Here is a 23,881-nt window from a genome sequence, read left to right as displayed (position 1 = left end):
TGGGTGTCGTCCTTACTTGTCGGAGCCCGCGGCGGAGCCGCTGTCGGCGCTGGCCTCGTCGCCCTCTTCGCCCTCGATGACGGGGATGAGGGAGAGCTTGCCGCGGGAGTCGATCTCGGCGATCTCGACCTGGACCTTCTGGCCCACACCGAGGACGTCCTCGACGTTCTCCACGCGCTTGCCGCCGGCGAGCTTGCGGATCTGCGAGATGTGCAGCAGACCGTCCTTGCCCGGGAGCAGCGAGACGAACGCGCCGAAGGTCGTCGTCTTCACGACGGTGCCCAGGTAGCGCTCGCCGACCTCCGGCATGGTCGGGTTGGCGATGCCGTTGATCGTGGCGCGGGCGGCCTCGGCGGCCGGGCCGTCGGCGGCACCGATGTAGATGGTGCCGTCGTCCTCGATCGTGATGTCGGCGCCGGTGTCCTCCTGGATCTGGTTGATCATCTTGCCCTTCGGGCCGATGACCTCACCGATCTTGTCCACCGGGATCTTGACGGTGATGATCCGCGGGGCGTTCGGGGACATCTCGTCCGGAACGTCGATCGCTTCCATCATCACGTCGAGGATGTGCAGGCGGGCGTCGCGGGCCTGCTTCAGGGCGGCGGCCAGGACGGAGGCCGGGATGCCGTCCAGCTTGGTGTCGAGCTGGAGGGCGGTCACGAACTCCTTGGTGCCGGCGACCTTGAAGTCCATGTCGCCGAAGGCGTCTTCCGCACCGAGGATGTCGGTGAGGGCCACGTAGTGCGTGTCGCCGTCGATCTCCTGGGAGATCAGACCCATGGCGATGCCGGCGACGGCGGCCTTCAGGGGCACACCGGCGTTCAGCAGCGACATGGTGGAGGCGCAGACCGAGCCCATGGACGTCGAGCCGTTGGAGCCGAGGGCCTCGGACACCTGACGGATCGCGTAGGGGAACTCCTCGCGCGTCGGCAGGACCGGCACGATGGCGCGCTCGGCGAGTGCGCCGTGGCCGATCTCGCGGCGCTTCGGGGAGCCGACGCGGCCGGTCTCACCGACGGAGTACGGCGGGAAGTTGTAGTTGTGCATGTAGCGCTTGCGGGTCACCGGGGAGAGGGTGTCCAGCTGCTGCTCCATGCGGAGCATGTTGAGGGTGGTGACGCCCAGGATCTGGGTCTCGCCACGCTCGAACAGCGCCGAGCCGTGCACGCGCGGGATGGCCTCGACCTCGGCGGCGAGCGTACGGATGTCCGTGACGCCGCGGCCGTCGATGCGGACCTTGTCCTTGATGATGCGCTCGCGGACCAGCTTCTTGGTCAGCGCGCGGTAGGCACCGGAGATCTCCTTCTCGCGGCCCTCGAACTGCGGGAGCAGCTTCTCGGCGGCGATCTCCTTGACGCGGTCCAGCTCGGCCTCGCGCTCCTGCTTGCCGGCGATGGTGAGCGCCTGGGCGAGCTCGGACTTGACCGCGGCGGTCAGGGCCTCGAGCACGTCGTCCTGGTAGTCCAGGAAGACCGGGAAGTCGCCGGTGGGCTTGGCGGCCTTGGCGGCGAGGTCCGCCTGGGCCTTGCAGAGGACCTTGATGAAGGGCTTCGCGGCTTCCAGACCGGCGGCGACGACCTCTTCGGTCGGGGCCTCGGCGCCGTCCTTCACCAGCTGGATGGTCTTCTCGGTGGCCTCGGCCTCGACCATCATGATCGCGACGTCGCCGTCCTCGAGGACGCGACCGGCGACGACCATGTCGAAGACGGCGTCCTCGAGCTCGGTGTGCGTCGGGAAGGCGACCCACTGGCCCTTGATGAGCGCCACGCGGGTGCCGCCGATCGGGCCCGAGAAGGGCAGGCCGGCCAGCTGCGTGGAGCAGGAGGCGGCGTTGATCGCGACCACGTCGTACAGGTGGTCGGGGTTGAGCGCCATGATCGTCTCGACGATCTGGATCTCGTTGCGCAGGCCCTTCTTGAAGGAAGGACGCAGCGGGCGGTCGATCAGGCGGCAGGTCAGGACCGCGTCCTCGGAGGGGCGACCCTCACGACGGAAGAAGGAGCCGGGGATCTTGCCGGCGGCGTACTGCCGCTCCTCGACGTCCACCGTGAGGGGGAAGAAGTCGAGCTGGTCCTTGGGCTTCTTGGAAGCGGTGGTGGCCGACAGCACCATGGTGTCGTCGTCCAGGTACGCCACGGCGGAGCCGGCGGCCTGCTTGGCGAGGCGGCCCGTCTCGAAGCGGATGGTGCGGGTGCCGAAGGAGCCGTTGTCGATGACGGCCTCGGCGTAGTGGGTCTCGTTCTCCACTAGCGGTTCTCCTACTTTTCGTCTTCGCTCCCGGGCCCGTGTGGCCGGGGAGTTTCCCCCGCCCGTATGGCCGGGGAGGTCCACCGCGGGCCCGTGTGGCCGTGCGGTGGGGCGGAGGAGCGCGCCGTGGGTGCGGGCCGGTCTTCGATCGAAGCACCCGGGGTTCGTTCTCTTCGTATCCCGGGGGCCACTACCGAGGACCGGCGGCGGCTGGGTGCGCTCTCCTATGGATTTGTCCTGCCGGACGCTCCTGGCGGTCGCGTCCTGTCCGGGCTCGTGCCCGGCGTCCGTACTGTGCCGGACGTCACCAGACTACAAACGGGCGGTGACATCGCGCACGTACAGCAAAGGGAGCGGCCCCCTTCGAGTGCTTCGAGTGGGAACCGCTCCCTTCACGGCGTCTTACTTGGCGCCCGCCGCACCGCGGCGGATGCCGAGCCGGTCAACCAGGGCACGGAAGCGCTGGATGTCCTTCTTGGCCAGGTACTGCAGCAGACGGCGGCGCTGGCCGACGAGGATCAGCAGACCACGACGGGAGTGGTGGTCGTGCTTGTGCGTCTTGAGGTGCTCGGTCAGGTCCGAGATGCGACGCGAGAGCAGTGCGACCTGGACCTCGGGGGAGCCGGTGTCGCCCTCCTTCTGGCCGAACTCGGTCATGATCTGCTTCTTCGTAGCGGCGTCGAGCGACACGCGTACTCCTTGTGATGTCTTCGTTTCGCCTTCGAGTGCCCCTGGTCTTCGTCTCAGGGGAGCTTTCGGAACTCTGAAGGCTGGGTCCGCCTCGGGAGGCGGGGGGTCCACCCTGGAGGGTGGGTCGCCTTGGGAGGCGGGTCCGCTGGGCGCGGGCCTCTGGCCGGGGGCCTGGGGCGTGCGCAGACATGCGGGCGTTACACAGAGTACCAGGGTGGGGGTGGCGGGTTCGCCGGGGGCCGCGGTGACGCCTCGCGGGCGCCGTCGGCGGGTGGTCGTCGTCAGCCGGTCGCCGGTGTCGGTGCCGGTTTCAGGCGGTCATCCGGCATCAGCGTCGGTGTCGGCTGGTCATCCGGTGTCAGCTGGTCATCCGGTCTCAGCTGGCCTTCCGGTCTCAGCTGGTCATCGCGCGTGCGGAGGCGTACACGTCGAAGACCGCGAGTGTCAGGGGTACGAGGGTCAGGAGGACGAGGACCTCGGCGATCTCCACGAAGCGGCCCCAGAAGGGGGTCACGCCGCTGCGGGAGGTGATCAGGCCGACGGCGGTGCAGAGGACGGCGGCGGCCGCGATGGCGGCGACCAGCCAGATGGTGCGCAGGTCGAGCGCCGCGGTGTCGCCGCTCAGGGCGTCGCGCATCAGGCTGTCGGAGGGGTTGAGGCACAGGCCGACGCCGAGCAGGACCAGACACGCGAGGCCCGCGGCCAGGGTGGCGGCGACCTGGGCCGTGTAGCGGAAGAGCTGGGCGCGCATCAGCATGGCGACGCCGGTGGCGAGGGCGAGGAGCTGCCCCCAGCCGTCGTCGGCGAACCCGAGGACGGCCGCCGCGCCCACGGAGACCAGGGCGCAGCCGCCGACGAGGCCGATGAGCAGTTCGTGGCCGCGGCGGGCCTGGGCGGCGATGCGGTCGGCGTCGACGGGGTCCTGGGGGGCGCGGTCGGAGTCGGGGTCGAGGTCGGCGCCGTAGGTGGGGCGTGCGGCGTGCGGCGACGCGAAGCCGATGGGGAGGCGGGCGAACCGCATGGCGAGGCCCGGCAGGAACGCGAGGGCCCCCACGGCCAGCGGGGCGCACAGCGCGGCGGTCTCGACCGCCTCCATGCGCCAGACGGTCGCCGCGAACACCGTGAGCAGGCCGATCGCGGACGCGCAGACGAACGCCACGAACGGGCCGTCCCCGCGCGGCGACACCAGCGTCAGGACCACGGAGGCGACGAGCACGGCCGCGCAGGCCAGCAGGAACTGGAGCCTGCCGATGCCGTCACCGTCGGTGAGGGGCAGCAGCCCGGAGCCCGCCACCGCCAGGTTCGGCAGCGCGCCGAGGCCGAGTGCGACGGCGGCGGCCCGGTCGTCGTACACCCGGGCCCGTACGCAGGCGAAGGTGAGCAGCAGCAGGCCCGCGACGGCGGCGAGGACGCCGGGGAAGCTGTGCATGTCGTGGCGGGGCTCGGCGGTCCAGGTCACGAAGGCCAGCAGGAGCGGCAGGACGGCGCCGCCGATCAGGCCCGCGGCGCGGGTGAGGTCGCCGTTCCACAGCGTGCGGTCGCTGGTCACGGCCGAGGCGACGGCGTCGGACACGTCGTCGTAGACGGCGGGCGGCAGTGACGCCGAGAAGGGGCGCAGGGTCAGCAGCTCGCCGTCGAGGATGCGCTGGGCGGCGAAGGAGCGGGCGCTGTCGAGGACGGCGCCGTCCCTGCGGACGAGGTGGTAGCCCACGGGGGCACCTTCGGCCGGGCTCTGCCGGGACAGCCGCAGGACCTCCGGGTAGATGTCGGCGACCGGGATGTCGTCGGGCAGCGCCACGTCGATCCGGCTGTCGGGCGCGACGATGGTGACGCGGCAGAAGCCGAGTCCGGCGCCGGTCCCGGTCGTGGCCACGTGGCCGGGTCGACCGGTGGTGGTGGCCGTCGCGGAGGCCGTGGTGCTCACCTGCTGTTTCCCCCTTCGTACTGGTGACTGCTCGGTGCTGGTGGTGCGTGTGCCCGCTCGGTGCTGGTGTTGCTGGTCCTGTGCGGTGTTGCTGGTCCCGTACTGGCGCCGCGTAGCCCCGTACTGGCGCTGACGTCGCGTCAACGCTGGTGTGCTGGTCACGTACTGGTGCCGCGTACTCCCGTGCTGACGCTGACGCCGCGTCAACACCGGTCCTACCTCCGCCGGGAGAGCCCCGCCGAAACCGCGCGCGGCGACGACCTCCCCGAGCCGCGCACACCCGCGCCACCCTCGCCGACTGTGCCGCATCCCGCGCGTCGGCACGGTGCAAATCGGCTCGCATGGCTGGTTCTTGAGCCCGCGCGTCTCCCCCGTAACGCCCTGTGGCACGAAATGCCCTGGTTCTTCGGGCTGTTGACCGGACCGCGCTTCGGCTTGATTCGCGTGTGTTCACACACACGACCGGCACCTTACCGCCCCTCGCGACGGCCGATGTCAGTAGGATCGGCCGCTGGTCCTCGTCCGCCCGAGACGGGGACGACGGCCGGAACACCCAGGCCTGGCAAGGGGATTGGTGCGTAGTGAGCCACATCATCGTGAGGCGCCCGCCTCGGGTTCTTCCGTCCGAGGTGCCCACCGCGGAGATCGTCCTGCAACCCCCGCCGGAGCTGCCGCGCGGCCAGCAGGAGGGCGCGATGATGCAGCTCCTGCCGATGCTGGGCATGGGTGGCTCCGTGGTGTTCTTCTTCATGCCGAATTCGCATCCGTTTATGAAGATCATGGGCATGGTGATGGTCACCGCGACGCTGGCGATGACCATCGCGATGGTGATCAGGCACCGCCGCGGCACCCAGGGCCAGCTCGCGGACATGCGGCGCGACTACCTCCGGTACCTGAAGCAGACCCGCCGCTCCGCCCTGAACACCGCGAAGGCGCAGCGCGACGCCCAGTACTACCTCCACCCCTCCCCCGAGCAGCTGTGGGCCCTGGTCGCCGAGGGCAGCCGGGTCTGGGAGCGGCGCACGGGCGACGCGGACTTCGGGCAGGTGCGCGTCGGCCTCGGCTCGCAGGCCCTGGCCGCGCCGCTCGTCGCCCCCGAGACCGCGCCGGTGGACGAGCTGGAGCCGCTGACCGCGGGCGCGATGCAGCGCTTCCTCGCCACGCACGGCACCGTGGAGTCGCTGCCGATGGCGGTGTCCCTGCGCGCCTTCTACCACGTGACGGTGAGCGGCGAGCCGGACGCGGTACGCGGCACCGCCCGCGCCCTGACCGCCTCACTGGCCTCCCTGCACTCCCCCGACGACGTGCTCGTCGCCGTCGCGGCGGGCCGGGAGCAGGCGCCGTACTGGGAGTGGACCAAGTGGCTCCCGCACTGCCAGGCGCCGGGCGCCGCGGACGGGGCGGGCAGCCGCCGCCTGATCACCGGCGACCCGGTGGAGCTGGAGGCGATGCTGTCCGCCCGGCTCCAGGGCCGCCCCCGCTTCCACCCCGGCGGGACCCCGCTGCCGGAGGAGCCGCACATCGTCGTCGTACTCGACGGCCTGTCCCTGGACCCGACGTCCGTCCTCGCGTCCGCCGAGGGACTGCAGGGCGTCACCATCGTGGAGGTCGTGCCGGGCGAGCTCGGCGGCGGGCGCGGCGGCCTCTCCGTCGTCGTACAGCCGAAGTCGCTGCGCCTGGAGTCGGGGCACGGCCTGGTCTATGACGGCACGCCCGACCTCCTGTCGTACGAGGCCGCCGAGGCGCTCGCCCGGCAGCTCGCGCCGCTGCGGATGGCGTCGGGCGGTGACGACGGCCAGCCGCTGCTCGCCAACCTGGACTTCACGGAGCTGCTCGGGCTCGGCGACGCCGACTCGGTGGACACGAGCCGGACCTGGCGCCCGCGCGCGCAGGCGGAGCGGCTGCGCGTCCCGATCGGCGTCGGCGAGGACGGCAGGCCCGTGATGCTGGACCTCAAGGAGGCGGCGCAGGAGGGCATGGGGCCGCACGGCCTGTGCGTGGGAGCCACCGGTTCCGGCAAGTCGGAGCTGCTGCGCACCCTGGTCCTCGGCCTCGCCGTCACCCACTCGTCCGAGAGCCTGAACTTCGTGCTCGCCGACTTCAAGGGCGGCGCGACCTTCGCGGGCATGGCGCAGCTGCCGCACGTCGCCGCCGTGATCACCAACCTCGCGGACGATCTGACGCTGGTCGATCGCATGGGCGACTCCATCCGCGGCGAGCTCAACCGCCGCCAGGAACTCCTGCGCGACGCGGGCAACTACGCGAACATCCACGACTACGAGAAGGCCCGCGCCGCCGGAGCCGCGCTCCAGCCCATCCCGTCGCTGGTCCTCGTCATCGACGAGTTCAGCGAACTGCTCACCGCGAAGCCCGACTTCATCGACATGTTCGTGCAGATCGGCCGCATCGGCCGGTCCCTCGGCGTGCATCTGCTGCTCGCCTCGCAGCGCCTGGAGGAGGGGCGCCTGCGCGGCCTGGAGACCTACCTCTCGTACCGCGTGGGCCTGCGCACGTTCTCCGCCGCCGAGTCCCGGGCGGCCCTCGGTGTGCCCGACGCCTACCAGCTGCCGAACGTGCCCGGTTCGGGCTATCTGAAGTTCGGCACGGACGAGATGGTGCGCTTCAAGGCCGCGTACGTCTCCGGGGTGTACCGCACGGGGTCGGCGCAGGCCGCGGCCCTCGGCGGGCCCCTGCCGGTGGACCGGCGGCCCGTGCTGTTCACGGCCGCCGAGGTGCCGGTGCGGTACGCGGCCACGTCCCGGCCGGGACCGCCGCCGACCCCCGACACGGACGACGCCCTCGCCGACACCGTCCTCGACGTCATCGTGCGCCGTCTGGAGGCGCAGGGCCCGGCCGCGCACCAGGTGTGGCTGCCGCCCCTGGACAGCCCGCCGTCGCTGGACTCGCTGCTTCCGGGGCTCACCGCCGTGCCCGGACGGGGGCTCACACAGCCCGGGTACGAGAGGGCGGGCCGCCTCGTCGTACCGCTCGGCCTGGTCGACAAGCCGTACGAGCAGCGCCGCGACCCGCTGTGGTGCGACTTCTCGGGCGCGGCGGGCCATATGCAGGTCCTGGGCGGGCCGCAGTCGGGCAAGTCGACGCTGCTGCGCTCGCTGATCGCGTCGTTCGCGCTCACCCACACCCCGCGTGAAGTGCAGTTCTACTGCCTCGACTTCGGCGGTGGCGGCCTGTCGGCGATCGCCGGGCTTCCGCACGTGGGCGGGGTCGCTTCGCGTCTCGACCCGGAGCGGGTGCGGCGCACGCTCGCCGAGGCCTTCTCCGTCATGACGCGCCGCGAGGAGTACTTCAGGTCGGCCGGCATCGCCTCGATCGCCGACTTCCGGGCACGCCGGGCGCGCGGCGACATCTCCGTCACGGACCAGCCGTGGGGTGACGTCTTCCTCGTCATCGACGGCTGGGGCAACTTCCGTACGGACTACGAGGGCCTGGAGCCCGCCGTCCTCGACATCGCCGCGCGCGGCCTCGGCTACGGCATCCACCTGATCCTGACCGCGTCACGGTCGATGGAGGTCCGGGCGAACCTCAAGGACCACCTCATGAACCGCCTCGAACTGCGCCTCGGCGACACCATGGACTCCGAGCTGGACCGCAAGGTCGCCGCCAACGTTCCGGCCGGTGTGCCCGGCCGCGGCCAGACCCCGCAGAAGCAGCACTTCATGGCGGCCGTGCCGCGCGTCGACGGCCTCTCGTCCGACACCGACCTGGCCGAGGCCACGGCCGCGCTCGCCACCGAGGTCTCCCGGCACTGGACGGATCCGGCCGCGCCCGCCGTACGGCTGCTGCCGCGCGAGCTGCCCGCCGCGCAGCTTCCGCCCGGCCACCTCTTCCCGGACCGGGGAGTGTCCTTCGCCCTCGACGAGGACAACCTCGAACCCGTCTTCGTGGACTTCGAGCAGGACCCCTTCTTCCTCGTCCTCGGCGAGAGCGAGTCGGGCAAGTCCAACCTGCTGCGGCTGCTCGTCCGGCGCCTCACCGAGCGCTACAGCGGCGACGCCTGCAAGCTCTTCGTCGTCGACAACCGCCGCTCCCTCCTCGACGTCACCCCGGCCTCCCACCTGGCCGAGTACATCCCCATGTCCAACGCCATGGACCACCACGTCGACGCCCTCGTCGACCTCATGCGGCGGCGCGCCCCCGCGGACGACGTCACCGCCCAGCAGCTCCGCGACCGCAGCTGGTGGCAGGGCCCGACGGTGTACGTCGTCGTCGACGACTACGACCTGGTGTCCACGTCCAGCGGCAACCCCCTCGCTCCCCTCACCGACCTCCTCCCCTTCGCCCGCGACGTGGGCGTCCGCTTCATCCTCGCCCGCTCCACGGCGGGCGCCGGGCGCGCCTCGTACGAGCCGTTCCTCCAGCGCATGAAGGAACTCGGCGCCCAGGGCGTCCTGCTCGCCGGCGACCCGTCCGAGGGCGACCTGCTGGGCGGGCTGCGGCCGCGGCCGATGCCCGCGGGCCGGGGGATCTTCGTCTCGCGGAAGCGGGGGAAGCCGTTGGTGCAGACGGGATTGGTGGAGGGGGACCGGTGAGGGGCCGGGTCGGCCGGGCCGAACGGGCGGGGCCTGCCGGGTTGTTGCTTGCTGTGCGCCCCCGGCACACACGCGGTGACAAGTAGTCTGAGCGCACAGTTCACGCGTACGTCCGTACGCCGGGAAGTCCGGAAGTCGGGAAGGGGTCGCTTCACATGGCCGAGGCACAGGAGCAGGCAGCGGGCCGGGCGCGGGGCCAGGAGTCCGAGGAAGAGATCAAGGCGCGCAAGGAGCGGGAGAAGAACGAGCTCTACGCCCTCGACATCTCCGGCGTCGAATGGCACAGCGCACCGGGCACCGAGACCCACGAGGAGCGCGTCGAGATCGCCTACCTCCCCGAGGGCGCCGTGGCCATGCGCTCCTCCCTCGACCCCGAGACCGTCCTCCGCTACACCGAGGCGGAGTGGCAGGCGTTCGTCCTGGGGGCGCGGGACGGGGAGTTCGACTTGGAGCCCGCGCCGCACAATGGTGGGGTGGGGGCGGAGTAGTGCGTGGCTGGGGTGGGGCTTGCGGGCAGGTGAGGGGCAGGTGAGGTTCCGCTCATGAGGGCGGACGCGGGTGGGGATGGCATACCCCGCCCGTCCCAGAGGTCCGGGCGACGGTGACGGCTGGCCGGTCTGGCCTCCACGGCCACGCGCCCGGACCGCGCAGTCAAGGACGCGTACGAGCTTCGGCAGGCTGCGGTCGGAGACGGTGGACGGCCGTGAGTTGACGTCCGCGTACGACTCGCTGGGGCGCCGCGCCGGCCGCGCGCCCCCTTCGGGGGCGACGAGCACGTGGTCGTACAACGCTTCGGGCCGCCGCACCGGGCTCACGGCCGGGGCCGCACCCATGTCCAGCGGCCATGTGCGAAGGGAAGACACTATCCATTTGCGTGAGATTGACCGCAGCGAACTGCCGAGCACACTTCAGGAGTACATCGCAGATCTCCTGGACGGCTGAGCGACGCACACGTCGATGGCGTACAGCGCCTCATCAGGGATCACCCTCTACGAGGCTCGCATGCCGCCGACGGCATCCTCGACGAGAACCGGTACGTCACCTCCGCTCGCGGCTCAACGTCCCCTTAGAACGGGGTGGGCATCTCCCGCGCATGCCCACCCCGCGTTCCGCGCTGTTCAGCGGCGGCGACTCACTGGAAGTAGCTGGCGCCCTTCAGGTCGCCGCCCCGGTAGTCGCCGCCGGCCTGGCTGACCTTCTGGCCGATCTGCATGAGCGCCTGATGGATCGCCGACGCGTGCTTGTCCCACTCCTTCTGCTTCAGGGTGTACGCGGTGTGGGCCTCGCCCTCCCACCCTTCGGCGACCCTGGCCACGGCCCGCTTGATGTCGCCGAGGTCGGACTCCAACTGCTTCGCCTGAATGCCGAGTTCGGTGGTGATGGCGTCAAGGCCGCCATACTTGACTGCGAGTTCATCCCTGTTGACGCTGGCCATGTGTGCCTCATCTCCTGATGGTCCGGTTCGGGCGGCGGCGCCGGCCCGGGAAACGGCTCAGCTCAGTAGCTGCTGATCGCCGACTGCTGTCCGCCGTACTGCACATCAATGCTGTTCATGGTCGAGCGGACCTCGTCCTCGAGCCTGTCCTTGTCCTTGCGGTTGGCGTTGATGCCTTCCAGGAAGTCGACCAGGATGCGGCCGATCGCCTGCATGTGCTGGTTGATCTCGGTCTGCTTCGCGTCGAAGGCGTGCGCGCCGATACCGCGCCAGTTGCCCTCCATCGTGTCGAGCGTCCCCTGCAGGCGCCTGAGCTGCCTCTGCACCGAGTCGTACTTGTCGACGATCTCCTTCTCGAGGAGCACGACTTCCTGGTCATTTAGCTTCCGGCCATCGGCCATGAACGGGATCTCCTTACGTGAGCTGTCGGGCGATCATTGAGACTGAGCTGCTGGTGTCTGAAGCACTCAGGCGTTGCGCCGCTTTCGCACCGCGGCGAAGGCCCCACCACCGATGACCGCTGCGGCGGCGACCCCACCGCCGACCATCCACAGCTGGTCGTTGTCGTCGGACTTCGAGTCTGCTGCTGGCTCTGCGGGCTTGTCGGCGACAGCGTCCTTCGTGGGCCGCGACGCGGACTTCGAGGACTCCTCCTGAGGTGCGGAGGGTGATGCCTGCACGCCTGGGGTCTTCTTGTTGGTGAGGGGGTCGATGTCCGGCGGGCCGGGATTTCCCCTGTTCTTCAGGAGGTTCGGCGCGGGGCGCACCAGGCCGTAGCCGAGATAGTCACTGGGCTTGTCCTTCGGCCAGCTGCGGCCCGCGGTGTCGATGAGGACGCGGAGGACCTGGTTCGCGGTCCAGGTGGGGTGCTTGGACCAGATGAGGGCGGCGGAGGCGGAGGCGATGGCGGTGGATGCGCTGGTGCCGCCCTCGCCCTCGCAGTACGAACGGAACGTGGCGTCACACCATTGAGGAAGATTCCGACCTGGAGCCGCCAGATCCACGTACTCGCCGAACTCCGAGTACTTGGCCACCTTGCCCGACTTGTCTGCGGAAGAGATGCCTGTGACGTTGGGGTACGCCGCCGGATAGCCGATGAAGTTCTTCTTCTGCGCATCGTTTCCGACGCTGGCGAACATCAGCTTCCCTTTTGATGCTGCGTACTTCACCGCTTCTTCCTCAGCCGGGTGCATGAACTCAGAGCCGAAGGACATATTGATGATCCGCGCATCGCTGTCCGCAGCGGCCCGAATCGCCTCACCGTCACGTTCGCTGCTTTTCGCGCCCTTGTCCTTGCCCTGGGCACCCGTCAGGGTGAGCCGAAAGGAGATGACTTTGGCACCCGGCGCCAGTCCCCTGATGCCCCCTCCCCGCCCAGACCCGACAATCAGCTCCGCCATCGTGGTTCCGTGGCCGCGATAGTCGTCCAGGGCTCCGCCCTTCAGGCCTGTCACGTCCTTGCCGGCGAGCACACGGCCCTTGAGAGAAGGCGTCTCTGCCACGCCGGTGTCGACAACTGCGACTTTGACACCCTCGCCGGTGCTGACGTCCCACAGCTCCTCGGCACCCATCGCATCCAAGTACCACTGCTTCGACTGCGCATCGTCTGCGACCGCACTCGGCGCCAACCCCACAGACAGCAGAGCGAGCGCGCTGACCGCCGAGCCCGTCGAGACGGTCCAGCGCCTCGCACGTCCCGCGAACAGCCCGGTCCCGCCCCCGTGTCGACCCATTGCTGACTCCACGCCCTGCACGCCCTTACTCGTCACTGACCGATAACTGGCGGCACGTGCCGCCCTGCACCAGGCAGATGTGTCTCGTCTTCCTCGACCACGTAGTCGGGCCGCTGGGCGGCCTCGTTCTCTCCAGGTTCGCGTCGGCGGCTGGTCGCAGCTCCGCGTACCAGCCCCGTGCCGCCCGCGGTGAATCCGTTCCCGCGACCTCCAGCAGCAGGCGTACGCCCCTTAGGTGTACCGACCACACCGTCAGGGTTGCCGACGGGACGACGTGACATCTGGCCCCTGCCTCCCGGGACCTGGGGCGCAGCTCCCACAACACCGCGCTGCCCGTGGCCAGCTCCCGGGGGCTTCCTCGAACCGGCCGGGCCTCCCGCTGCCGGTGCGGGAGCAGGCCGACCACCCAAGACACCGTCGGACCGTGGTGTGCCGGTGATGCCCGGAACAGCGGGGCGCGGACCCGGCAGGCCACGAGGCTGCGGTGTGCCGCCTGAGATGCCTCGCCCCATCGGCGAAGGCACAGACGTCGTCGGACCACTGGGGCCCCGGGCCGGAGGCACCGGCCCCGTACGCCCTGTCGGGCCTGGGCCGGAAGGGCCGCGCCCAGGCAGCCCAAACGGCTCCTTGGTCCGTCCAACGCCTGTTCGCCCCTGCTCGGGCAACGCCAACTTCCCATCGCCTCCGCGACGGGGCGCCCGGGGATCGGGGCCGTCTCGCGGTCGCCTCACAGGGCCACCGCCAGGCAGTGGAGGAGGTCCGCCGTCGATGGTCGTTGGAGCAGGTGCCGGTGGCGGCGAGGCAGGCGCCGGACTGATGATCTTCTGAGGGGGCAGTGGGTCGACGCTGTCAATCTCTGTGCCGACAGACCCCGGACCGGCTGGCCGGTCCGGGAGCGCGATCGGACCACGTGAGTAGTCGTTGCCGGACGGCGAGGTCCGACCCGAGCCCGAGGGATCCGGCGACACAGGATCAGCCACACCTTGAGGCGTCGACGAGGCATCAGCCCCGACAGCCGCACCAGGGGGCACCATCTGCTTCCACTTATCGCCAGGTTCGATTCCATACACTTGCTTCGGCCGCGGCACCCCCACATCCGGCATAACCGAAAACGTAGGCGCCTCCTGCCCCGCCATCTCGTGCTGGGACACCCGATAGAACGACGCCAACCGATTCATCTGGTTGATCGCCTCCTGCCGGTGCTTCTCCGACTTGACCGCGGCCTCGTAGGCCGCGTTGCCGTCCACCCTCTTCGGAGAGGGGATGTCCTCCACGGCCTTCGGGTCGGCGCGCGTGTCCCGCGGCGGCATGGAGCTGCGTACGGAAGCCAGCCCCGCCCCGGCCGAGGCGATCTGGACGCTTGCGGTGTCGGCGAAGTCGGAGAGCTGGTGTGTCTCCTTGACGAGCTTCTTGCCCCACTTGCGGAAGGCCTGGCCCGCCTCGCCCTCCCAGTCGACCCGGTCGATGTGGTCGCCGAGTTCGCGGGCCGCCACGGCGATCGCGTCGCGTGCCTTCTTCAGGGCTTCGCCCGCGCTCTCCAGGTCGGCCGGATTCGCGTGCTCGACGAGGTCGATCATGTCGTTGAGTCGGTGGCTTTCGAAGCTCACAGCTTCCACCCCGAGTCGGACTTGTCGCTGCCGTGGCCGCCCTGCTCGTCGGGCTTGCCTACCCGCTCGCGCCCGGTCGGTTCCTGCTCGCGCTGGACCGACGTCTGGATCGACCAGAAGCGCTGCCGCAGGTCGTCCTCAAGGTTGTCGAAGCCGACGTCCGCGCCGTGCACGGCGATGCCCATGGCCTCGATCTGGTGGCCGAGCATCTTCGAGAGCGAGGTGAGCCGCTCGTGCACCCGGTCGTACTGTGCGTAGAGGCCGTCCGCCTCGGGGAAGGGGGCCGCCTGGCCGCTGAAGGAGGCGCGGGCGACCTTCTGGTGGCCGACTTTGGACGAACCTCCGTCCGACCCCTCGAACTCCGTGAGCAGCGTGTCGATGCGCCGCCGGAATTTCTTCAACGCCTCCAGGCCGCGCTTGATGTCAGCGCCACCCGGTGGTGGTGCCCCCCTGTACCCGTCCTCGAGCACGATGCCCCCATCCCCGAATCCCCGTTGCCCTCGGCGTGCGGTTGCAGCAGGCCTTGACGGTCATGAGATTGCCGACGGCCGGTGATTGCACACCCCACCATCGTCACTTTAGCCACACGGTGAGTGACATCCAACTGGGCTTTGCGTCAGAGCAGTTGCAAATCAGCCAGCAGAGGATCCCCGCATGCGCCCCGCACCCGAAGGCACGCTGCGAGCGGTCTCCGTGGCGGTCAAATTCACTCTTGCGGGGGTCGAGATCCGGACAACTCAGGGGTTGTTCCGGCGAGTTGGTACGTTGACGCGGAAGGCTGCCGTCCACAGTGAGCCACTGTCCGTACAGTCCTCACCGTTCGCACCGGGGGAAGGAACCCGCCCATGGCGTGGGAAGAGTGGGAGCAGCTCAAGGCGCAGGCTGCGGAGCGTCAGTCAACGCAGATGCAACTCAACCAAGTTGAGCCGGGTATGGGTGGCCCCCCGGGCGCGGCGCCGGGGTCGTACGGGGATTTGAGGGTCCACCAGGCCGATCTGGCGAAGATCGGCGAGCATGCCTTCGACCTCTTCGACCGGCTCAGCAGCAAGGGGCGGGTGGCGGTGCCCAGCAGTCAGCAGGCCGCGGGAGACCTGACCCGGCAAGGGTTCGCGCTCGGCGGCGGGCTCCAGCACGTCGCCGAGCGCTGGGAGGAGCAGCTCAACTCGCTCCGTGACGCCTGCGCCCACATCTCGAACCACATGCGCGTGACGAAGAAGTTGCACCAGGGCGACGAGCAGCACATCGGACGGCAGTTGAGCCGCATCGACGTACTCGACGCGGGCTTCGACGAACGGGTCGGCAGGCCCGGAGACAAGAACCCGGTGTACCTGCCGCCGAAGAAGCAGAAAGACGACTGAAGGACAACCGATGGACCTCGACGCGCTCCGCTTCGCCGACTTCGCGTCCCTGAACGACGCTGTCGACGACTGGTCGACCCTGGTGGGCACCCTGGAGAGACTGAAGAGCGACGCCGACAAAGGCCTTCGGTCCGCGGCGAACAGGGCTCAGTGGGCAGGCGTCAACGCCACCGTCTCGAAAGAGTTCATCGGCAAGACCGCCGGAGAGTTCAAGGACGCCCACACGCAGGCCAAGTCCATCCATCGGATTCTGCTGGACACCCGGGACGAGCTGAAGCGCCATCACCATCGGCTCAACGACGCCATCGAGCGCGGGATGAGGAAGAACCTGACGGTCGCCCCCGTCGGCGACGGGGGGTTCACCGTACGGTTGAACATCCACCCCGACCGGGCCGGGAAGGGAACCGACCTTCCCGACCACAGCGAGGGTGACGTCACCGCGCTGCGCGACGAGATCCAGCGGATCCTCGATGACGCCACGGAGAGCGACAGCTCGGCGAGCAAGGTCCTCAAGGCGCTCGCCGACCAGAGCACGTACGGCTTCACCGACGCGAGCTACAAGGACCGGGACGGCGCGGTCGCCGCGGTCGAGAAGGCTGACGAGCTGTCGAAACTCGCCAGGAAGGATCCTCAGGACCTCACGGTCAGGGAGTTCGACGCGCTCCACTCAGGGCTGAAGAAGTACGCAGACGATCCGCTCTTCTCGGAACGCTTCGCCACGAAGCTCGGTGCGAAGGGGACGCTGGAGTTCTGGGCCGGGATCAATGAACCCGGGGTCAACCCCGACCTGAACGACAGCCGTCAGGGCAAGTTCGGAGAGCTCCAGAAGTATCTGAGCCTCACCCTCGCGTCGGCCACGCAGAGTGATTCCGCGGGGATGGTGGACTGGACGCGCCAGATGGTGGACCAGGGCAGCCAGCCCGTGCGTACCAACAGCGGCCCCCTTGGCTTCCAGGTCATGAGCAACCTCATGCGCTGGGGCGATTACGACGACAGCTTTCTGCACAGCTACGGCACCGCGCTCATGGAGACCGAGAAGCGGCTGACCGACAACGGCGAGCGAGGCGCGTGGCAGCGCACGCCCAATTCGCCGTACCTCAACCGCACCGGAAGTGACACGGGCTGGGATCCCATGACGGGTTTCCTGAAGGGCTTGTCGAACAGTCCTGGCGCGGCAACCCCATTCCTCAACGACACTTTCATGTCGAAGGGAAGCGGACAGGACGCAGACGTCTCGAACTTTCAGTACCTCTTCGAAAAGCGGGACTGGCCCGTTGAGGAAGGCTCCGACGGGCAGACCAGCAGCACCGGGCGGAACAATCTGGCGCTGGCACTCGAGGCGGCCACGACCGGACATCCAGCGGGCGAGCTTCCCACGGCCGACACGCCACCGCACACCGCGGAACAAGCCAAGCTCATGGAAAGCGTCGTCTCCGCGGTCTCCAAGGAGAACACGCTACTCAGTGAGCACCCATACATGGCAGACAGCTTCGGGCAGATGGCTTCTGAGTACCTGCACGACATGAACCGAGCGATGACCAACGATTCGGACGGGGATACGAACCGCCTCTTCCCGATCGTCGGCGAGCCGGCGGAGTTCCAGCACCGCGACGTGACTCGTTTCCTCTTCACCGTGGGTCAGCACCCCGAGGGCTACGCGGCGGTGGAAGTCGGGCAGAAGTCGTACATGGGACAACTGATGGCCCACCACCTGGACCCGTCCCTTCCTGCGGATCAGCGCTACGCCAAGGATCCGCAGTTCGTTGTCGAGAACGTGGCCAATGGATCTGGCGAAGTGGCGGGAACCCTGGCCCAAGGGCGGGCGGAGGCGGTCGCAGGAGAAGCCGCAGAAAAGGACCAAGCCTACGAGGAATCCGTTGCCCGATGGAAGGACGGAATCTCTGGAGGTATCGGAACTGGCATCGGTGTGGGAACCTCCTACATCGCCAGCCCGGTGGGCGGGGCAGTAGTCGGAGGAGTGGCCGAGACGGTGACCAGCGCAGTTCTAGAGGATCTGTTCAGGAACGCAGAAGGAAAAGCCAAAGGGGAAGCCGGGCTCATCATGGGCGAGTCCTGGGATGCCGGAATGAAGGAAAACACCCAGTACACCGAGACTGCTGCAGAAAAGGCAGCCAAAGAACATCGGAGGACCGATCTCCCCGATGTAGGGGAATGGGCCCGAGGCGCGGCAAGACGTGGATTCACATTTTCAGAGTCGAGCGTGAACGCAATGGCATCAGACCTCAAGACGGAAATTTAGGGCAACCAAATAAAGGGAGGACCCCCTCTTGAGTCTCCATCGCAATCGGGTTGCACTTTCACGTCAACTCCAGCGAGCCACCATTGGGGGAGTCGTGATGCTCCTGGGAGCTGCGCTTGCAGGATGTTCGAAAGAAGGCGACCGCAAGGAAAGGAACTATGCGGCACCGAACTCCTTGTGCGGTGTGGCCGTCAACTCCGATCTGCTGTCACCGTTCTTGCCGCCTGGAGACCGGGTATCCATGCATCGAACATTTCCTGACGGAGGGACCGAGCGATGCACCGTAATCGTAGACAAGAGCAAAGTAGCGCTATTCGCCGACCAGGAGTGGCTGCCGGAAAGAGAGGGTCTGCGTTTCGCAGCCCCATCATCTGTCCGGAGGAGTCCGGACCAGGTGACAGAGAACGACCAATACCTGTACGCAGGCGCAGGGGCAACCGGCAGAACCAAGAACTGTGCTGATCCAGCGCATCCCGAGCAGCGCTTGTTCACAACAATTCAGTCGTTTACTCGCGACCGCGAGGACTCCCGCTCCATGGGGAAACTCATCAAGACCTACACAAAGATGGTTGAACAATCGAAGGCCTGCCACCCCAAGCCATCCAAGTCCTCCAAGCCGTAAGAGGCACCCGGGTTCCCCTCCCTCAGCCTCACGTTCCCCTCCCCCGCCTCCGCCGCGCATCCCGCAAAGCCACCCCCGCCCCACCAAGCCCCGCCACCACGACCACAGCGCCCACGGCGACATACGTGGCGATGCGGGCCGTGCGTTCCTCGGCCGTCTCGCCGAGGTGGAGTTTGGCTGCGGTCGGGGCCTTGCCGCGTCGTACGCCCTCGTGGGGGATGGGGCGTTCGATCGGGTGGTCGTCCTCGGTGAGGGCGCGGACGGGGTCGACTACGCCCCAGCCGACCAGGCGGTCGTGGCCGGACGTCGAGCGTTCGGCTGTTTGTTGGATCTGGGCGGTGATCTGGCGGGGGGTCCAGTCCCTGTGCTTGGACTTGATGAGGGCTGCCACGCCGGTGACGTACGGGGCGGAGAAGCTCGTGCCGTTGTCGGAGCAGTGGCCGCCCAGCGGGACCGTGGAGATCATGTCGACGCCCGGCGCCGCGACGTCCACGAAGTCGCCCGACTGGGAGAAGGGGGCGCGTTCGTTGTTGCGGTCCGACGACGCCACCGCGAGCACGCCCTCGTACCACGCCGGGTACGTCCTTTTGACGTTGCCGCCCAAGCCGTCGTTGCCCGCTGAGGCGACGATCAGGTGGCCCTTCGCGACGGCTCGCTTCACCGCGTCCTCGAGGTGCTGCGCGGGGCGCACCGCGTTCGCCGTGTCCTGGGAGATGTTGATGATCTCCGCTCCGGCGTCCACCGCGTAGTCGATGGCGCGGGCGAGGGATGCGGTGTCGCCGTGGCCCTCCGCGTCATTCTGCTGGATCGGGATGATCGTCGCGTCGGGTGCGAGGCCCACGAAGCCGGTGTCCTTCGCCGGGCGGGCCGCGATGATGCCGGCCACGCGGGTGCCGTGGCCGACCAGGTCCGACGTGCCGTTCTCCTTGCCCCGTTTGATCTTGTTGCCGTCGTCGTCCTTGAGGTTCCTGGGGAGATAGTTGCGCCCCTTGGACACGTCGACGGCGGGCTTGAGCTGGCGGTTCTTGACGTCGACGCCGGTGTCGATCACCGCGACCTTCACGCCCTTGCCCGTGGACTGGCGCCACAGTTCGTCGAGGAGGACCCGCTGGAGCGCCCATGGGCGGCCCGCGTACGGCTTGTTGGGGAACTCGCACCGGTCCGAGGACGGGGACTTGGTCGGCGGTGCCGCCGCCGCGGGGGCGGCCGTCGTCGCCGCGACGGCCAGGGCTACGGCCACAGCCGCCCCGGCCCTGCGCACACGCGGCGGCGCCAAGGGCGAGGGCAGGCGTGTCGAGGGCACTGTGGGCATCAGTGACTCCCCCTACGAACCCTGTGGCTGCCGTGCCGCGGCCGTGGACAGGCGCGGACCCGTCGGCAGGAACCTGGACCAGGCCACGGGCACCGGGGCCACGTCCACGTCGGCGTAGCCGAGGCGGGTGCGCGCCTGTTCCGCCTCCTGTTGCTGCTCCTCGCGCTCCTTGCGCTCCTCGCGCTCCTTGGCGCTGGTGCCGATGCCCGCGTCGTCGGTCGCGCTGTCGCTGTTGGACTGCATCGCGTACCGCAGACCCGTGTCGGTGACGAGGAAGTCGCCGCCCGTCTTCGTGCCCCGGCCGAGGAACTGCCGGTACAGCTGGCCCGAGCCGGGCGTGACGTACGCACTCGACGAACCGGCGGGGAGGGGAGCGGGGAAGTCCGTGCCCGCCCAGGTGCTCAGCGTGGTCCTGCCGCTGTCGCCGTCGACGTGGCGCAGGACGTTGCAGACGGTGTTACGGCTGCCGCGCGCGGTGGAGGCCTCGTTGGCGGGGGACGGCGCGGAGCGCGGCCATTCGTGCTGGGCGCCGAACTCCTCCTTGACGGGGCTGATCGCTCCGGGGCTGACGTCCCGCGCCTTGGCCTCCTGCCCGAGGCGGACCAGGTCGGGGCTCGCGAGCAGGAGGTGCGCCGTGAAGTCGGAGACCGGGGCGACGCGTCCGGGCAGCACTACGTAGTACTGCTTCTTGTCCGCGTTGGGGGCCCTGAGCACCATGCCGACCTTGTTGACGCCCGGCTCCTGGAGGTCGGCCACCCCGGCGTCCGCTCCGGGGGTGCCCTCCACCTTCGGGAAGTAGATCAGGTGGCCGCGGTGCAGGGTCGCCAGCCACTGCCGGGACACCCGCTGCGGTTCCCGGGCGAAGCGTACGAGGGCGCGCAGCAGCTTCTCGTTCTTGGAGGGGACGCGGTACGCGGTGCCCCGCGCGTCGACCACGTAGCGCACCTTGTCGGGGCCGACGACGTACAACAGCTCGCCGCCGCGCAGCCGTTCGCCGCCCTCGGTCCTGTCCTGGTCGCGCGCCGCCAGGACGAACGCGGCCTTCTGGATGGCGCGTTCGCCGTCCGCGGGGCGTTCGCAGACGGCCCAGCGCTTGGCGGCACCGGCCTCGGACGCGGCGGGCAGCCGGTCCGGGGCGTACGGGATGCCGATGGTCGCGCCCCGCGGGATCCTGCCCTTGTCAAGGACGGACTCGGAGACCTTGATGACCTCGCCCTTGTCGGCGTCCAGGAGGAGCTTCGCCGACGCCATGTTGAGGACGGGGTGCAGTTGCCGCTTGCCGTCGGTCTTGAGGATCACGTACCGGGTCGTGGACTTGCTCGCGATGATCACGTGTTCCTTCGGCGTGTCCCAGCCGGGCTTGGCCGCGGGCTTGAGCATCCCCCAGGCGCCGAAAACGGCCAGAACGATCACCCCGACGACGATCCCGGGAAGCACGCCGCGCAGTGGTCGCGGGGCACTTTCCTCCGAGCCCGAGGGTGTCGGCTGGATGAAGGCAGCGAGCGTACGACGCTTCGCAAACGTGTAGGCGTTGAGTTCGTCGCGCCGTGATGCCATGACTGTCCGCGTCCCCCCTGTGCAGCGCCGGGGGTCGGCGTCCCCCCTCGCTCGTTGTCAGACCGAGCTCCTACTATGCCTGTTGAGTAATCACGCGTGTGGGGCGGGTAAGGTTCTGGAGCCTCAAGAGGCTTGCCGTGCACCGTATTTCGGGAGATTCGGGGGGTTTGGGATGACGGCTTCCGCGACGCGGGCGCGGCCGCCGACGACCTCCGGCCAGGCGCCGGACGGCGGCACGGTGGTGCACCACCTGAAGTTCCGTTCCGGGCGCGCCGGTTCATTGCGGCTGCGACAACTGGCGCTGGTGGAGGTGTCGGCGGCGCTGCTGCTCGCCGCCTGGGTGGTGTCACCGATGGCGCTCGTTCCGGCAGGCGCGGTCGCGGCAGCGCTCCTTCTGCTCGCGGTGGTACGGCGACGGGGGCGCTCGTTGCCCGAACTGCTCGCGGCCGCATGGGCCTTGCGTGCCCGAAGGCGCCGCGCGGCCGCCACTCCTGTGCCGCCCGGCACGGAGCCGGGGCTCGCGCCGGCCGTGGAGTGCGACCCCTCGCTGCGGACGTACGCGTACAGCCGCGGTAAGGACCAGGACCGGCGGCCCGTCGGGATGATCGGCGACGGCAGCTTCCTGACCGTCGTCCTGCAGGTGGAGTCGGACGCGACGGCCCTGCGGGCGGAGCGGACGCGGCAGCCACTGCCGATCGGCCTGGTGCGCGACACCCTGGAAGTCGACGGGATCCGCCTGGAGTCGGCGCAGGTCGTACTGCACACGCAGCCCGCGCCCGCGCTGCATCTGCCGCAGCAGTCGGTGGCCGTCAGCAACTACGCGCCGCTGCAGGCGCAGACCGGCGCCCCCGCGGTGCGCATCACCTGGATAGCCCTGAAGCTCGACCCGGAGCGGTGCCCGGAGGCCGTGGCCGCCCGGGGCGGCGGACTCGTCGGGGCGCAGAAGTGCGCGGTGCGGGCCGCGGACCACTTGGCGAGCCGTCTGACGGGGGCGGGATTCCGGGCGACGCTGCTGACCGAGGACGAGCTGACGGCCGCCGTCGCCACGTCCGCCTGCGCCAACCCGCTGGCGATGGCACAGGCCGGTGGGGACGCGCCGCCCGCGCGCAGGACCGAGGAGTCCCAGCGCGCCTGGCGCTGCGACAACCGACGGCACACGACGTACTGGGTACGACGCTGGCCGCGCCTGAGCGGCCCGGGCGGCGGGCCTTCGCTGCCGCAGCTGGTGTCCCTGCTCACGGCGGTGCCCACGCTGGCCACGACGTTCAGCCTCACCCTGGCGCGCGACGAGCGGCAGGCGGTGTCGCTGCGCGCCCATATGCGGGTGACCGGCCGGAGCGACGCCGAACTGGTCGCGGCACGGCGCGCGTTGGAGCACGCGGCGCGCCACACCGGGACGGGCCTGCTGCGGCTCGACCGGGAGCAACTGCCCGCCATGCTCGCCACGTTGCCGCTGGGAGGCACGCGCTGATGAGTGTTCCGTCGTCTCCCCCGGCGCCGCGCGGTCCCGCCGCGCCGACCATGGGTCCGCCGCCGGGGCCGATGCGGACACCGACTCCCGCACCGGGTCCGTCCCCAACTCCCCCTCCGTCTCCGTCTCCGAACGGTCTCCGCGAGGTCCTGCGGACAGGGTTCGGGCTGCTCGGCCCCCGGCACCGGCGGCACGCGCTCTCCGCCGAGGAGGTGGACCTGCTCGCGCTGCCCATCGGGGACGACGGCGTGGTGATAGGCGCCGACGCCGCCGGGCAGCCGGCCGTGCTCGGCGTGAACCGCCCCACTCCGTACGACGTCCTGCTCATCGGTGGCCTCTGGACCGCCCAGGTGATCGCCCTGCGGGCCGCCGCCACGGGGGCACGGGTGGCCGTCGAGACCGGGCGGGCGCAGGCCTGGGCGCAGTTGGTGCAGGCCCTGGGGGTCGGGCAGGCCGGGATGTCCGTGCACGACGTGGGGCGGGTGCCGCCGCAGGGGGCGACGGCCGGGAGTCCGGTGCTCGTGGTGCGGGACTGCGGGATGCGGCCGCCTCGGGGGCGGGTGGTGTCCGGGCCCTGGCAGTCCGTGCTGACGCTGCTGCCCTATCTCAGCCCCGTGGCACCCCGGTTGATCCGGCAGGCGCGGCTCGTGGGGGTGCAGCGGGTCTCGCCCGACGAGGCCACGCAGATCGGGCGCTCCCTCGGGCTGCCGCGCGGGGACGTGGACTCGCTGCCGACGCTCGCCGACGGGGTGACGCTGTGGTGCGCCGAGCGGGACCGGCAGTACGTGATGACTCAGGGCACCGACGCGGAGATCGGGCTGCTTGGGGCGGCTCGGCGGATGGATTGAGGGATCGGGGGGCGTGGAGGGGGCGGAGGGGTTTCAGGGCGACCGGCAGTCCGACGGTGGGCATGGGGTTTGTGGGGTTCGGGGGTGGTTGGGCGGTTTGTCCGTGTGGTTTGACGGGAGTTGACCGGACTTGAGTGAGGCGTGACGTAACGGTCGCCGACCGGGGGACGGACTGGCCTGCCGTGCTGGTGCTTTTGGTGATTAGGCTGGGACAAGGGCGACGCCAGAACCCGTACGCGGGGTGCGCGCGTCCCTCACTCGGGGAGA

15 protein-coding genes are annotated in these 23,881 nt (G+C 69.7%); 6 read left to right on the top strand and 9 right to left on the bottom strand.

Going from position 1 to position 23,881, the window contains the following annotated elements; all coding sequences use genetic code 11:
• Positions 1-12: 12 nt before the first annotated feature.
• The 3 genes from ACZ6AA_RS06890 to eccD form a co-directional block, all read right to left on the bottom strand.
• Positions 13-2,247, bottom strand: a complete 2,235-nt coding sequence (locus ACZ6AA_RS06890) for a polyribonucleotide nucleotidyltransferase (protein WP_468451772.1) — start codon at positions 2,245-2,247, stop codon at positions 13-15.
• 402 nt (positions 2,248-2,649) lie between these two features.
• Complete coding sequence (gene rpsO / locus ACZ6AA_RS06885) at positions 2,650-2,937, bottom strand: 30S ribosomal protein S15 (RefSeq protein ID WP_030363216.1); 288 nt, start codon at positions 2,935-2,937, stop codon at positions 2,650-2,652.
• A gap of 394 nt (positions 2,938-3,331) precedes the next feature.
• Entirely contained in the window at positions 3,332-4,861 is a 1,530-nt protein-coding gene (gene eccD, locus ACZ6AA_RS06880; RefSeq protein ID WP_471456566.1) for a type VII secretion integral membrane protein EccD, read from the bottom strand.
• A gap of 581 nt (positions 4,862-5,442) precedes the next feature.
• On the opposite strand from eccD, the gene eccCa reads away from it, so the two are divergent.
• Positions 5,443-9,411 carry a type VII secretion protein EccCa gene (eccCa, locus tag ACZ6AA_RS06875; protein WP_471456564.1) on the top strand — a complete coding sequence of 1,323 codons (3,969 nt, stop codon included), beginning with the start codon at positions 5,443-5,445 and terminating at the stop codon, positions 9,409-9,411.
• A gap of 155 nt (positions 9,412-9,566) precedes the next feature.
• Positions 9,567-9,899: a DUF397 domain-containing protein gene (locus ACZ6AA_RS06870; protein WP_468451780.1), complete on the top strand. Its 333-nt coding sequence runs from the start codon at positions 9,567-9,569 to the stop codon at positions 9,897-9,899.
• Positions 9,900-10,543: 644 nt separating this feature from the next.
• Here ACZ6AA_RS06870 and ACZ6AA_RS06865 read toward each other — a convergent pair.
• From ACZ6AA_RS06865 to ACZ6AA_RS06850, 4 genes are all read right to left on the bottom strand, one after another.
• On the bottom strand, positions 10,544-10,846 hold the full coding sequence (locus ACZ6AA_RS06865; protein ID WP_380846863.1) for a WXG100 family type VII secretion target: 303 nt from the start codon (positions 10,844-10,846) through the stop codon (positions 10,544-10,546).
• Between the two features lie 62 nt (positions 10,847-10,908).
• Positions 10,909-11,211: a WXG100 family type VII secretion target gene (locus ACZ6AA_RS06860; RefSeq protein WP_468482014.1), complete on the bottom strand. Its 303-nt coding sequence runs from the start codon at positions 11,209-11,211 to the stop codon at positions 10,909-10,911.
• Between the two features lie 102 nt (positions 11,212-11,313).
• The gene (locus ACZ6AA_RS06855; RefSeq protein ID WP_471456561.1) at positions 11,314-12,417 is read right to left on the bottom strand and encodes a S8 family serine peptidase; all 1,104 of its coding nucleotides are present in this window, start codon (positions 12,415-12,417) and stop codon (positions 11,314-11,316) included.
• 1,765 nt (positions 12,418-14,182) lie between these two features.
• On the bottom strand, positions 14,183-14,656 hold the full coding sequence (locus ACZ6AA_RS06850; RefSeq protein WP_468451786.1) for a hypothetical protein: 474 nt from the start codon (positions 14,654-14,656) through the stop codon (positions 14,183-14,185).
• Between the two features lie 375 nt (positions 14,657-15,031).
• Between ACZ6AA_RS06850 and ACZ6AA_RS06845 the strand changes: the two genes are divergently transcribed.
• Positions 15,032-15,544 (top strand): hypothetical protein, encoded by a 513-nt coding sequence (locus ACZ6AA_RS06845; protein ID WP_468482011.1) that lies wholly within the window; start codon positions 15,032-15,034, stop codon positions 15,542-15,544.
• A gap of 10 nt (positions 15,545-15,554) precedes the next feature.
• Complete coding sequence (locus ACZ6AA_RS06840; RefSeq protein ID WP_471456559.1) at positions 15,555-17,804, top strand: hypothetical protein; 2,250 nt, start codon at positions 15,555-15,557, stop codon at positions 17,802-17,804.
• A gap of 650 nt (positions 17,805-18,454) precedes the next feature.
• Here ACZ6AA_RS06840 and mycP read toward each other — a convergent pair.
• Both mycP and eccB read right to left on the bottom strand, forming a co-directional pair.
• Positions 18,455-19,738 carry a type VII secretion-associated serine protease mycosin gene (gene mycP, locus ACZ6AA_RS06835; RefSeq protein WP_471456557.1) on the bottom strand — a complete coding sequence of 428 codons (1,284 nt, stop codon included), beginning with the start codon at positions 19,736-19,738 and terminating at the stop codon, positions 18,455-18,457.
• 12 nt (positions 19,739-19,750) lie between these two features.
• Positions 19,751-21,295, bottom strand: a complete 1,545-nt coding sequence (eccB, locus tag ACZ6AA_RS06830; protein ID WP_468451796.1) for a type VII secretion protein EccB — start codon at positions 21,293-21,295, stop codon at positions 19,751-19,753.
• Positions 21,296-21,467: 172 nt separating this feature from the next.
• Between eccB and eccE the strand changes: the two genes are divergently transcribed.
• Together eccE and ACZ6AA_RS06820 are read left to right on the top strand one after the other, a co-directional pair.
• Positions 21,468-22,766, top strand: coding sequence for a type VII secretion protein EccE (gene eccE / locus ACZ6AA_RS06825; protein ID WP_468451798.1), 1,299 nt, complete (start codon positions 21,468-21,470; stop codon positions 22,764-22,766).
• 50 nt (positions 22,767-22,816) lie between these two features.
• Positions 22,817-23,614, top strand: coding sequence for a hypothetical protein (locus tag ACZ6AA_RS06820; protein WP_471456641.1), 798 nt, complete (start codon positions 22,817-22,819; stop codon positions 23,612-23,614).
• Positions 23,615-23,881: the final 267 nt, after the last annotated feature.

This window comes from Streptomyces sp. NPDC040610 (assembly GCF_055594065.1).
The sequence above is the reverse complement of the archived record's forward strand: the minus strand, read 5'-3'. Positions and strand labels throughout refer to the sequence as shown.